This window comes from Pararhodonellum marinum, assembly GCF_015354735.1.
Taxonomy (GTDB): Bacteria; Bacteroidota; Bacteroidia; order Cytophagales; family Cyclobacteriaceae; genus Pararhodonellum; species Pararhodonellum marinum.
In genome coordinates this window covers 1-12,384 of record NZ_JACEFJ010000020.1, presented here as the reverse complement: position 1 = coordinate 12,384, position 12,384 = coordinate 1, and the positions used below count along the sequence as shown (strand labels likewise).

General features: G+C 41.9%; 10 protein-coding genes. 1 reads left to right on the top strand and 9 read right to left on the bottom strand.

Annotated features, from left to right (window positions below):
- Window positions 1-35 precede the first annotated feature (35 nt).
- The 8 genes from H1A14_RS22075 to H1A14_RS22040 all read right to left on the bottom strand — a co-directional run bounded on the left by H1A14_RS22075 (window position 36) and on the right by H1A14_RS22040 (window position 9,443).
- Complete coding sequence (locus H1A14_RS22075; RefSeq protein ID WP_194778486.1) at window positions 36-980, bottom strand: cbb3-type cytochrome c oxidase N-terminal domain-containing protein; 945 nt, start codon at window positions 978-980, stop codon at window positions 36-38.
- Window positions 961-1,158: a cbb3-type cytochrome c oxidase subunit 3 gene (locus H1A14_RS22070; RefSeq protein ID WP_194778485.1), complete on the bottom strand. Its 198-nt coding sequence runs from the start codon at window positions 1,156-1,158 to the stop codon at window positions 961-963. Before H1A14_RS22070 ends, H1A14_RS22075 begins: the two co-directional genes overlap by 20 nt.
- Before the next feature lie 4 nt (window positions 1,159-1,162).
- The gene (gene ccoN, locus H1A14_RS22065; protein ID WP_194778484.1) at window positions 1,163-3,301 is read right to left on the bottom strand and encodes a cytochrome-c oxidase, cbb3-type subunit I; all 2,139 of its coding nucleotides are present in this window, start codon (window positions 3,299-3,301) and stop codon (window positions 1,163-1,165) included.
- The gene (gene ccoS, locus H1A14_RS22060) at window positions 3,273-3,485 is read right to left on the bottom strand and encodes a cbb3-type cytochrome oxidase assembly protein CcoS (protein WP_194778483.1); all 213 of its coding nucleotides are present in this window, start codon (window positions 3,483-3,485) and stop codon (window positions 3,273-3,275) included. The genes ccoN and ccoS overlap by 29 nt, the downstream gene beginning before the upstream one ends.
- 2 nt (window positions 3,486-3,487) lie before the next feature.
- A complete protein-coding gene (locus tag H1A14_RS22055) occupies window positions 3,488-5,923 on the bottom strand; it encodes a heavy metal translocating P-type ATPase (RefSeq protein WP_194778482.1) in 2,436 nt (811 codons plus the stop codon).
- Between the two features lie 62 nt (window positions 5,924-5,985).
- Window positions 5,986-6,636: a hypothetical protein gene (locus tag H1A14_RS22050; RefSeq protein WP_228527922.1), complete on the bottom strand. Its 651-nt coding sequence runs from the start codon at window positions 6,634-6,636 to the stop codon at window positions 5,986-5,988.
- A gap of 82 nt (window positions 6,637-6,718) precedes the next feature.
- On the bottom strand, window positions 6,719-8,956 hold the full coding sequence (locus H1A14_RS22045; protein WP_194778481.1) for a xanthine dehydrogenase family protein molybdopterin-binding subunit: 2,238 nt from the start codon (window positions 8,954-8,956) through the stop codon (window positions 6,719-6,721).
- A 13-nt stretch (window positions 8,957-8,969) separates the two neighbouring features.
- Window positions 8,970-9,443 (bottom strand): (2Fe-2S)-binding protein, encoded by a 474-nt coding sequence (locus tag H1A14_RS22040; protein WP_194778480.1) that lies wholly within the window; start codon window positions 9,441-9,443, stop codon window positions 8,970-8,972.
- A 290-nt stretch (window positions 9,444-9,733) separates the two neighbouring features.
- Here H1A14_RS22040 and H1A14_RS22035 point away from each other — a divergent pair, with 290 nt between their 5' ends.
- A complete protein-coding gene (locus H1A14_RS22035) occupies window positions 9,734-10,897 on the top strand; it encodes an acyltransferase family protein (protein WP_194778479.1) in 1,164 nt (387 codons plus the stop codon).
- Between the two features lie 66 nt (window positions 10,898-10,963).
- On the opposite strand, the gene H1A14_RS22030 is transcribed toward H1A14_RS22035, so the two are convergent.
- On the bottom strand, window positions 10,964-12,097 hold the full coding sequence (locus H1A14_RS22030) for a DUF4221 family protein (protein ID WP_194778478.1): 1,134 nt from the start codon (window positions 12,095-12,097) through the stop codon (window positions 10,964-10,966).
- Window positions 12,098-12,384 lie beyond the last annotated feature (287 nt).

Here is a 12,384-nt window from a genome sequence, read left to right as displayed (position 1 = left end):
TATTTTATTGAGATCTAAGCTATTTCTGATTGGTGTTAATTTTCTTCTTCACTTTCATCCACTGGTTCCAAACCCAACTCATCGCCTCCTAATGCATCTGTCGGCTCCTCTATGGCAGGTTCATATTTTTCACCTTCGGGGGCTTTGGGATTAAGCGGTGTTGTTTCCTGAAGGGTTAATATGAAACTTGAAACCTGTTGCATTTCTTCCGGGCTCAGTTGATCCTGCCAAGGAATCATGCCTTTTTGGATCACGCCATATTTTACCACTTTGAAAATATCTGAAATACTGCCTCCATGGATCCAGTATTCATCTGTAAGGTTAGGTCCTACTCCCCCTCCACCATCTCTGGCGTGACAGGCTGCACAGTTGTTTTCATAGATGGTCTGTCCGGCCCTAAGTCCAGGACCAGTTGCATCAAAAACAACTGTGGTTTCATCAATGGTGGCAAGTGCCATGGACCGCCTCTGCTCCTCCTCAATTGAAGCAATTCGCAATTCTTCCTGATACTCCTCAAATTGTGTCTGACCGATACCAAGCACGGAGTAATTCAAAAAGTACCCAACACCGAAAATGATGGTCAAGTAGAAAGTATATTTGAGCCATGGAGGCATATAATTGTCCAACTCGACGATTCCATCATAACTGTGGTCCATCATGATTTCATGCTCCTTTTCTACAGGCTTCAATTGGCCGGTAAGGTACCTCACCTTAAATTTCTCCCAAAATGAGGGTTCATTTACCAATGATTCATCCTCTTTTTTCAAAACTTTGGTTAAAAAGGAAAGTAGGTATAGCATCATTACCAACATCAAAAGAATCAAACCTATGATCACTGCGATGATAATTAGTATGGCTACTTCTGTTCCGCTCATGGCGGAAAAAGACTCTATCAGCCCTGGATCGGATGCTTGGGCGAAGGCAGGAATCGTCAAAATCATGCCTATGAATGTCAATAGGTTAATTTTTATTTGTCTCATGATCGCTGGTTTTTTGATGTTCCTCATTCATAGGAAGTTGCTTCATATGATCAATGTATTTTTGGTCTACCCTTACCACCCACCAAAACATCCCTATAAAAAAGAGCACAAATATGATCAGTGAGATGAGGGGATAGATTTCAACATTTTCTATGGTTCTTAGAATTTCTTTTTGCATGGTTTTATCGGATTGGAAGGTCAGCAGTTTCTTTATTAATATCAGTACCCAAGCGCTGTAGGTAAGCGATCAAGGCCACTACCTCTGAATTGGGAGCTACTTCTATGCCTGCTCCTTTTAGGTTTTCCACCACTTGGTCTGCTTGTTTTTCAAGATCAGCCCTTGCGATTTCATCATAACCCTCAGGGTAAGGCACCCCAAGCTTTTGAAGAGTCCGGATTTTAGCCCCTATGTCATCATGGGAAAGCGTGTTGGTGGACATCCAAGGATAGGGAGGCATCAAAGAGCCAGGAGACATACTTCTTGGATCTACCATGTGGTGATAATGCCAACTGTCAGGATACTTGCCCCCGATACGGTGAAGATCAGGACCGGTACGCTTAGACCCCCAAAGAAATGGACGGTCATAGACAAACTCCCCTGCTTTGGAATATTCACCATACCGTTCAGTTTCCGACCGGAAAGGTCTTATCATTTGTGAATGACAACCCACACAGCCATTGGCAATGTAAAGATCTCTTCCTTGCAGCTCCAGCGGCGTATAGGGCTGTACGCTGGAAATGGTAGGAACATTTGATTTGACTAGAATGGTAGGAATGATTTCCACTATACCTCCTATAAGGATGGCTACAGTGGCCATTAAGGTAAAGAAAATGGGTTTTCTTTCCCATGCCCTGTGCCAATACTCCCCAGCCTGACTTTGGTATTTGGCCAAAGCAGGTGCTTCATCCATTTCCTCTTCCACAAAGATGCCCTGACCGGCGGTCTTGATCAGGTTATACACCATGATGATGGCTCCACTCAAATACAACAGTCCCCCAATTGCCCTCAACATGTACATGGGAACAATTTGGATGACGGTTTCCAGAAAGTTGGGATAGGCCAGTCTGCCCATATCACTGAATTCCTTCCACATCAAACTTTGCGTAAGCGCAGCCACATACATGGGAAGTGCATAAAACAATATGCCGAGCGTACCCAACCAAAAATGGGTGTTGGCCAACCTGACAGAGTAAAGGTTGGTTTTCCACATCCTGGGCCACAACCAGTAAAGCATACCGAAAGTCAGAAACCCATTCCAACCCAGACCGCCAATGTGCACATGGGCTACGATCCAGTCCGTGTAGTGGGCAATGGCATTGACACTTTTGAGCGATAACAAAGGACCTTCAAAAGTAGCCATACCATAGGCTGTAACGGCCACAACCATAAATTTCAAAACAGGATCAACCCTTACCTTGTCCCAGGCTCCCCTTAGGGTAAGCAGACCATTGACCATACCTCCCCAAGAAGGAGCGATCAACATTACTGAAAATGCCACTCCCAGCACCTGAGCCCATTCTGGCAAAGCCGTGTAGAGCAAATGGTGAGGGCCAGCCCAGATGTAAATAAATATCAAAGACCAAAAATGCACAATAGAAAGCTTGTAAGAATAAACCGGCCTATTGGCAGCTTTGGGCAGAAAGTAATACATCAAGCCCAAGAATGGGGTTGTCAGGAAAAATGCCACGGCATTGTGCCCATACCACCACTGAACCAAAGCATCCTGCACTCCTGCATAGGCGGAATAACTCTTGAAAAAGGAAACCGGCAGGGCCAGGGAATTGAAAATATGCAAAACCGCAATGGTCACAAAAGAGGCCAAATAGAACCAAATGGCCACATACATGTGTTTTTCTCTTCTTGTTAACAAGGTACCGATCATGTTGGCCCCAAAAGAAACCCAAACAACGGCGATGGCTATATCGATTGGCCATTCCAATTCAGCATACTCTTTAGAAGTGGTCAAGCCCAAAGGCAATGTGATGACTGCCGAAAGGATGATCAATTGCCATCCCCAGAAATTGAACCAACTCAGGGTCTTGTTCCACATAGGTGCTTTCAATAACCTAGGCATGGAATAGTAAATGCCTGCAAAGATGGCATTGCCCACAAAGGCGAAAATCACAGCATTGGTATGCAAAGGCCTTATCCTGCCATAGGTAGTGTATGGATTACCCAAATTGGCTTCTGGGAGAAATAGCTGTGTCGCAGCCAAAACCCCAATCAGCATACCAGCCAAACCCCAAATAAGGGTGGCTGCGCCGAAGTATTTTACGATCTTATTGTCGTAACTAAACTTTTCCAGTGTTACTCCTGACATTTTTCTTGGATTTAATAGTTTGTGTGTTTTTTATGCTTTGTTTTGTTTTATTCTCAAATAGCATCCTGACGGATGGGGTATAATTGTCATCGTATTGGCCTTTGTTCATCGCTCTGAAAAACAAGCCCAAGAATACAAGGGCCAATAACAAACTGATTCCTATCAATATGAAAATCACCTCCATTTTTACAATATTTTAGATTTGATTCCTTTTCTGTAAGCCAGAAAATTTGTGGTAAGCGTGGTGAAAGCAACCACGGATATGCTACTGATCGGCATAAGGATGGCGCAGAAAACCGGGCTTACCAAGCCCTGGACGGCAAAGAAAATCCCAACAAAATTATAGGCAAAGCTCAACCCGAAACTGGCTTTGATGATGTTGCGGCTGGTTTTGCTGAAAGCCACAAAAGTGGGCAACAGGTTGAGAGCAGATGCATCCAATATGGCATCACTTGCAGGAGAGAAATGGCCAACATGTTCGGTCAAGGCTATACCCACCTGACTGGCCCTCAAGGCACCTGCATCATTGAGTCCATCACCAATCATCAGTGTATTGGCTTTCCTATGGCCCAGCTTTTTGACATACCTGAGTTTGTCATCCGGGCTTTGATTGAATTTCATGCGGACCTTTGGACCTACCAACTGACGAAGACTTGCTGCTTCATGGTCACTGTCTCCGGATATGATATGAATAGATCGGTTATCACTCAATTCCTCAATGAGTCTCCCCACTCCATTTCTCAGGCCACTTCGGATAGAAAAATAGCCCAATACCATCCCTTCCACACTAAAGTAAACAAGGTTACCCTCTTCAGGCCTGTCAAAATTGTGAACTCCAACAAATTCCTTTGATCCCAAGCGCACAACCTGTGATAGGTAAGTTGCTTGGATCCCAGAACCTGGCCATTCCTGAACATCCATAACTTTTGCAGGTTTGACTTCCTTTAGCAAATTGTTGATTCTGTTGCTCAATGGATGGGTAGATAGGGATACCATGGCTTTAATGATGGATTTACTTTCTTCAGAAAGCCGTTCACCATGATAGGTAACAGCAGCGGCAGAGGGCGCAGTCAAAGTACCGGTTTTATCAAATACCACTGTATCTGTCTTGGCAAGCTTCTCTATGACATCAGCATTTTTTAGATAAAACTTTCCCTGTCCAAAAACCCGGAGCGTATTACCTAGGGTAAAAGGGGTTGACATGGCCAAGGCACAGGGGCACGTAATGATCAATACAGCAGTGAAGGCCTTTACGGCAATCCCTATGTCATGCATGCTCCAAAATGCCAGAGAAAGAAAAGCAATCAGCAAAACCACACCAGTAAATTTTCCGCTGATCTCATTGGCAAGAGAATTGAGGCCATGCGGTTTTTCCTTTTCAAAGGTTTCATTGTTCCACAAATCAGTCAGGTAACCTTGAGAGGGAGATTTCTGAACGGCCAAGGTAATTGCATTTCCCTTCTGTCTTCCTCCTGCATAGATGAGCTGGCCTTTCTTTTTGATTACAGGTACGGCTTCACCGGTGACAAAACTGTAATCAATGCATGCCTCTCCTTCAATCAAGATACTGTCTGCAGGAATCAATTCCTCATTTCGTACCCTAATCACATTCCCTACTTCCACTTTTGTCAACGGAATGACCGCTTCTTCACCTTTCAGGATTTTGGTTACAGAGAGTGGAAAATAAGCCTTGTAATCCCTATCAAAAGAAAGTGTGTCGTAAGTCTTTTGCTGGTAAATCTTCCCAATCAGCAGAAAAAACACCAGTCCTCCCAGGGTATCCATATACCCTTCCCTTCCCATTAGGAAAATTTCAAAAAGGCTGTAAAAGAAAAGGGTAAAAATCCCAATCGCTATGGGAACATCCATATTTACCTTCTTACCTTTCAAAGAAAGATAGGCCGAACGGAAATAATCACTCCCTGAATAAAAAAATACAGGCAAGGCCAACAATACATTGAGGTAATTGAAAAGTCCTTTAAAACCTTCCCCCAAGAGCTCTGTTTCAGAAAAATATTCTGGAAGACTAAAGAACATCATGTTTCCAAAACAGAAACCGGCAACTGCCAATTTGTATATCAGCTTTCGGTCTATTTTAATGGAAGTTTTCTTTTCGAAATCTGCCAGACTTATGCTGGGCTCATATCCAATCTTGGACAACAAAAGCACCAATTCCTTTAAATCAATCCACTTGGGGTCAAATTTGATCTGAACTTTCTTTCTTATGAAATCCACTCTGCCTGAGATGATCCCTTGGTGAAGTTTATGAAGATTCTCCAAAAGCCAAATGCAGGATGCACAATGGATCATGGGTATGGAAAAGGTAATGTGAGTTTCCTTTTCATCTTTAAAGTCCACCAATTTCTGAATGACCTCTTCATCCAATAGGAAATCGAATCGGTTACTTCTTTTATCAATCTCTTTTTGACTGGTACCTGGGTTTCGATTCAGGTCGTAGTAATTACAAAGATCACTTTCCTGCAATACTTGATAGACAAGTTTACATCCATTACAACAAAAATTTTTCTGGTCATAGTCGATGTTTTCGTCCACACAATCCTCCCCGCAATGGTAGCAGGACTGCTTATTTTGCTGAGGTATGATTCTGATAGGCTTGTTCATTCGAAGCAAGTTACTGAGGATCAACCCTAAAAAACATGATAAAAATCATACTTTGAAATGACTTAAAGCGAAAGATAAAATGATAGCCGGTCATACCACATTCCTCCTTTGTAAAAATGGAAAAGCACTTTAGCCAAATCTACCTGATGGTTTTTGGAGGTTACCAACAGGGTAAATTCATTTTTAACCGCATAAGACCAAAAATCACCTATCCGGTTAAAATTGAATTTGATAAAGGAGGTTTCAGCGGTAAATTGACTCACCAATTGAATAATCTCTTCCTCTTCTTTAAGTTTTGATTTGGGTATAAAGCTGGGTGAAATGATGGTTGCTTTGCTGTTTTGAATGACATCTTCAAAAAGATTGACGAATTTCCTGATCAGTTCCGCAGAGGTAGGGCTTCCATCGTAATGAAGCAGCAGTTTTTCAGTGGAGAGGGCTTTGTCATAAAGCAATACCGGAATATTGCACACCTCATTTTCTAGAGGCAGGGGTTTTTCCTGTTTATGAAGCCAGTCCAAAACTTTTGGAAGATTGGCCGAAAGTAGAGATGGTATCTCCTCCGGGTGGAAGACAGACTTTATGATGGGCCGTTTAAATACATCCTGACAAAAACTTTTGGGTAATTTTTGATCGTAATGCCTTTTCAGGATTTGTTCCGGAATGGCGAATTGTATCGAATCGGAAGATTTGACCTGCATGGAAGTAATCATTTATACAAAAATATATCCGGCAAGTCAAAAAAGAACTGACAATCAAAAGGTCAAAAACTGATAATAGTCATGTTTTAAGTGGTCATCGACTCCATTGGATCTTATCTGGAGTAATGGGCAGATCTCTCACACGGCTTTTGGTGGCATCAAAAATGGCATTGGCAATGGCCGCAGCCACGGGTCCCTGGGCAGCTTCACCTGCACCTAGGGCCTTTTCTTGAGGCCTATCTAAAACCAAGACTTCTATTTTAGGTACATCTTCAAATCTGAAAATAGGATAGGTTTCCCAGCTGGTACTTTTGATACCTTGAGCATTAAATCTTACATATTCCTTTAAAGTCCAACTTGCAGACTGAATCATGCCGCCTTCGGTTTGGTTTTTGAGCCCATCAGAATTGATGACCTGGCCTGCATCTATCACAGCAGTAAGCTTAGAACACCTAAAAGTTTTTCCCACAGGATCAATTTTCACCTCAGCTACCACGGCAAGGTAAGCTGCTGTTTTTTTGTACCTGGAGAAAGCCAATCCTTTCCCTACATTAGAACTTTTGCTTTTGAAATCACTTTTTTCAACAACCTCTTCAATGACTGCCCTTGCTCTGGGATCTTCAAGTTGATCTAATCTGAATTGTACCACATCTCGTTCTGCCAAGTAGGCCAATTCATCCATGAAAGATTCCAAAGCAAAAATATTGGCATAGGCTCCTAAACTCCTCAATGCGGAGGTCCTCAAAGGTCCAACAAACGGGATGGAGATGATTTGTTTGCCTCCAAAGTTATAAAGAGGAGTTGCATTCCTATAACTTCCTCCCGAAAATCCCCCTGCATCAAAATTGAATGGTTGATCAAGATGTCTTGCCCCAATGAAATGACCGGCCTTCCCATTGGGTCTTGTGCTGTGGGTATCTGACCATAGTTTGGTTTGCCAAAAGCTTACCTTCTTTTCTCTGTCAATTTGTGCCTTCAATGTAAAGCCCATGGCTGAACCATAAGGTTCCCATGAGTGCTCATCCTCCCGCATCCATTGTACGCGCACGGGTCGTCCGGGGAATTTTATGGCCAAAAGGGCTGCATCTGCTGAAACATCATCCGCACCGTTGTGCCCATAACAACCCGAACCGGGAACGCCAATCGCCCTGATTTTTTCTTCCGGTATTTTCAAAAGATCTGAAACAGTTCTCCTTAAAGGGTATACTCCCTGAGAAGGCGACCAAATCGTCAAAAAATCCTCCTTCCACATCGCAATGGCGCAACTGGGACCTATCGATCCGTGCATGTGATAGGGCCTGAAATAAGAAGCTTCCAAAGTTTTAAACTGTGCATCTGAAGCCCAGGCGAATTGTTTTTCTCCGTCTACTACCTGTTCTTTTTCATCACTTTTAAAGATGGCTTCTTTCAGATTTGGATCATCCAAAGAGAGGGGGTGTTTCTCCCAAACACTTTTCTCCTTTAGAACCTTCAAGGCCTTTACAGCCGCATATTCTTCATCTGCAATCACGGCTATATAGTTTCCATCACGGATCAAACTTAAGACGCCGGGAATGCTTTTTACTTCAGTCTCAGGAATGGATTTTATCTTGGCTTTATAAACCGGTGGCCTTAAAACCCGGGCATGGACCATTTCCGGTAGCCTCAAATCATGTATAAAATGTTCATTCCCCAAAACCAGATTCCGAATATCCTCTCTCAGAATAGGTCGGCCAACAATTTTGTAAGCAGCTGGATCTTTTTTCTTGACAGCTTCATTGGTTTTTCCATCAATTTGCTGATTTTGAACCAATGCCCCATAAGAAATCGTCTTAGTGGAATTCATGTCACTTACGATTCCATCCTTGATGCTCAATTGATTTTCGTTTACTTCCAGTTTTTTAGCTGCCATTTCCAGCAACAATTGCCGGGCAGTAGCGGCGGCATTTCTGATTGATCCGCCACTTCCTTCTATAGACCCACTTCCTGCGGTATATCTCTCGTCTTGGGTGATTCCGGTGTCAGCTATCAGGATCCGCATGTTGTCCATGGATACATCCAATTCTTCGGCCGCAATTTGCTGTAAAGCCGTTTTAATGCCTTGACCAAGCTCCATTTTTCCAGTCATCACGGTAACCAGGCCCTTCTCGTCAATTTTTAGCCAGGCATTGATTTGGTTAGCATCAAGGGGACGAGGAAATTCTTCATTGAGGTTTTTGGTTTCAGCCTGATTACCTTGAACACAGGAAACAATCGGAAACAAATTAAATCCTACCATCAGATAACCGGAGGATTTGATAAAATCTCTTCGGCCCTTATTGATCAATTTTTCGTTATTTGTATTTTCTACCATGAGGAAAAGGAATCTACCCTTGGTTTCTCTTCAAATTAACTGCGTACTTTACCGCATCCAAAATTCTCGAATGAGAGCCACATCTGCATAAGACCCGGTTCAAAGCGTTTGTGATATCCGCAGTGGTAGGTTCCGAATGCTGTTCCAATAAGGCTTTTGCACAGATGATCATGCCATTGGTGCAGAATCCACACTGGGCAGCTTGTTTTTCAAAAAATGCTTCCTGTACAGGGTCCATCTTCTCCTCATTACCAAGGTCTTCCAAGGTACGGATTGATTTGCCGCTCATGGATTCACAGGTCAATAAACAAGAAGGCTGAGGACTTCCATTCACCAAAACCATACAGGTACCACATTGTCCAAGCCCACAGCCAAATTTTGGAGCGTTAAGGGACAAATTTCCTCTTAGCGCATATAGAAGAGGCGTTTTTGGATCAACATCCAGTTTTTCTTCTTTTCCGTTTATTTCCAGTATTATTTCCGGCATGATGCAATTCAAATGATCGAATGGATTTTAAATTACAAAAAATAGATGCAGAAGAGAAGTGGCTTGTTACCAGTGGACCTTATCCACCTACCAATGGAATAGTGATTGAGGGGTCCTAAAAGTCAATAACTCGGTCAATCTGGATTACTTCCTCCCAAATTTTTATTTATCATCGCTTTCCCCTAATAAAATTTTACTGGTCCATCCTTTTGCATTTGTTTATTTTTCTTTAGTTTCATTTGGAAAATGAACTTTACAGAAAAAGGAATTAATCTGTTTTCAATCTATCTATGCGAGAAGCAACTGTTATTGCGCCTGTCCAAAGGGGCATTGGGATCTCAGAGCGATATTTATCTCTGGATGTATTAAGGGGTTTGACCATTTGTTTGATGATCATTGTCAATACACCGGGAAGCTGGGGACATATTTATGCTCCCTTTGCGCATGCTGATTGGCATGGGTTCACGCCCACAGATCTGGTATTTCCTACTTTTCTGTTTGTGGTTGGAAATGCCATGAGTTTCAGTATGAAGAATTCGATGCAGATTGGGGGTGGTTTTTTCTTGCGGAAAGTTTTGAAAAGGACTTTGATGATTTTTTTAATCGGTCTTTTCCTCAATGCTTTTCCTTTTGTCGACATCAACGCAGCAGGAGATTATGTGCTGATCAACTTGTCAGAACTCCGAATCATGGGAGTTTTGCAAAGGATAGCCCTTTGTTATCTGTTGGCTTCACTGATCATCTACTATTTTGGAAAAAAAGGCCTCATAATTTACAGTTTGCTCGCCTTGCTAGGTTATTGGGGAATCCTTTGGTTTTTGGGTGATCCTGAAGCTCCCTACAGCATGTTGGGAAATGCAGGTCACCACTTGGACTTAATCATCATAGGACCTCAAAATCTTTATGGGGGTGAGGGAGTACCTTTTGATCCTGAAGGTTTGTTGAGCACCCTTCCAGCAGTGGTCAACGTTTTGATGGGATATATGGCAGGTATTTTTATTCAGAAATGGGGTAACAACCTCAAAACAATCAAGGTGCTATTGATCGTAGGATTAATTTTTATTGGCCTATCATTGGTTTGGGACTTGGGCTTTCCTATCAACAAAAAGATATGGACAAGTTCTTTTGTTTTGCTTACGGTTGGGCTTGATCTGATTTTGATTGGTATACTGATGCTTGTGATTGAGGTTTGGTTGCTAAAAAAATGGACCTACTTTTTTGAGGTTTTTGGCAGAAATCCCTTGGTTTTGTATATGTTATCCCTGATGTTGATCAGCCTTTTCTGGGCCATTCCTGTAGGAGGAGACACCTTAAATCAATGGTTATATCAAAACCTATTTCTCAGCTGGCTTCCTGATAAATCTGCCTCTTTAGGCTTTGCGCTTACATACATGATACTCATTTGGTTGATAGGCTGGTGGATGGATAGAAAAAAGGTGTATGTGAAAGTGTAGGTTTTCTAGGAGAAATATGACAAAATTGTAGGTTTCATAGAGGGGAAAACCTTGATTTAATTCATGTTATTCTATTTGCATCCTAACATAGGCCAATTCATCTTCCAGGTTGAGGGGGAAATAAATCTTTCCTTCCTTTACAAATTGTGGGTTAGGGAATTTAAAACCCAATTCAGTGATTTCCTTTTCCTTTATTAGTTCCAGATCAGCATTTAGAATGCTTATGAAACTACGCTGTTTTGTTTGTTCATCAGCCACTTTGGGAAGTAAGAAATAAGTGAAGCGATAAAATACTTCGTTTTCCTTGTCCCATACAAGTTGGGTGAAATTCACCTCTTCTCTTATTTTGGCACTTATTTCTTGGACTTCATTTTGGGTAGAAACATCATTCTTATAAGTGCCGGATTTTTCATTTGGTGTGAGCGAACTGCTATAGGAAAGCAATTGAAGTGAATCCCTTTGTGGATCATAGCGGTAAACACTGTTGAGTATGTTGGTGTAAATAAGTTTATGCCCGTTCCAGGTCGTAATATCTAAACTCGGATGACTCATTGACATGGCATTCCCATCATCAGATGTCCATGATACCCTAAACTGATCAAGCTTGTCAAATTCAGCCAATCGGAGAACTTTTTTTGTTTGGTTTTCCAGATCCAATTCCAGAATATCACTATCCAGTTTTTTGAAATTCAAAAACCCACAGTATATTTTTTTCCCATCCTCAGAAAAACCCTTGAAGGAAAGGGAGCCATTATCTTCAAAATCTTCCACCATCCAGGGTTCATCCAGTTTAATCCTTTGGATGACCTCCCCATCCAAACTGGAGATGGCAATTCTATCGTCCCAGCCAATGAATGCCAATTGATCCTCCCTGTAAGTGGACAATGTATTGGCATATTGGCCAACCCCATTGGGCCCTTCCTTTTCAAAAGAGATTTTTTCTAACAGTTGGAACTCATCTAAATCGATAATTTCGAGTTTGGATGAATTGGGGTCCCAGTAATACAACCTGTCTAAGTCACTGCTGATCACATGTCCGTAGCTTCCAGTTGCGGCCATCAAAATCTCATTTCCAGAATCCACCATTACGGTATCTATGCTGATATGAATTTCGGCATAGATTTCTTCTGATTTTTCACCGGCTTTCCTTTCACATGAAACCAATACAATAATCAGGAATACACAAAACAGTCTTTGCATGGTCTATAATGTCAAGGCTAGAATTAAAGTAAGGGACTGCAATCAATTAACTATAATGCCTACATATATACTACTGAAATAGGTAAAAATCAACTAAATTTATACACTTATTATGGAATTTGAGGAAGTTAAAAAAGAAATAGTATGGGAAAGAGATTTATCGACTGTAATGAAACAAAAAATTCTGATTGATAGGACTAAGGCAAATCCAACCGATTTTTAATTTAGACCACCTTAACCCGCGATAAAATGGAATAAGGTGTCAGGCTGGATTCTGCCCCTGTGTT

Bases quoted from the DNA above. Each gene is read 5' to 3' on its own strand.
- H1A14_RS22040 (WP_194778480.1), bottom strand. From the start codon at position 9,443: ATGCCGGAAATAATACTGGAAATAAACGGAAAAGAAGAAAAACTGGAT.
- H1A14_RS22030 (WP_194778478.1), bottom strand. From the start codon at position 12,097: ATGCAAAGACTGTTTTGTGTATTCCTGATTATTGTATTGGTTTCATGT.
- H1A14_RS22070 (WP_194778485.1), bottom strand. From the start codon at position 1,158: ATGCAAAAAGAAATTCTAAGAACCATAGAAAATGTTGAAATCTATCCC.
- ccoN (WP_194778484.1), bottom strand. From the start codon at position 3,301: ATGTCAGGAGTAACACTGGAAAAGTTTAGTTACGACAATAAGATCGTA.
- H1A14_RS22035 (WP_194778479.1), top strand. From the start codon at position 9,734: ATGCGAGAAGCAACTGTTATTGCGCCTGTCCAAAGGGGCATTGGGATC.
- H1A14_RS22050 (WP_228527922.1), bottom strand. From the start codon at position 6,636: ATGATTACTTCCATGCAGGTCAAATCTTCCGATTCGATACAATTCGCC.
- H1A14_RS22075 (WP_194778486.1), bottom strand. From the start codon at position 980: ATGAGACAAATAAAAATTAACCTATTGACATTCATAGGCATGATTTTG.
- H1A14_RS22055 (WP_194778482.1), bottom strand. From the start codon at position 5,923: ATGAACAAGCCTATCAGAATCATACCTCAGCAAAATAAGCAGTCCTGC.
- ccoS (WP_194778483.1), bottom strand. From the start codon at position 3,485: ATGGAGGTGATTTTCATATTGATAGGAATCAGTTTGTTATTGGCCCTT.
- H1A14_RS22045 (WP_194778481.1), bottom strand. From the start codon at position 8,956: ATGGTAGAAAATACAAATAACGAAAAATTGATCAATAAGGGCCGAAGA.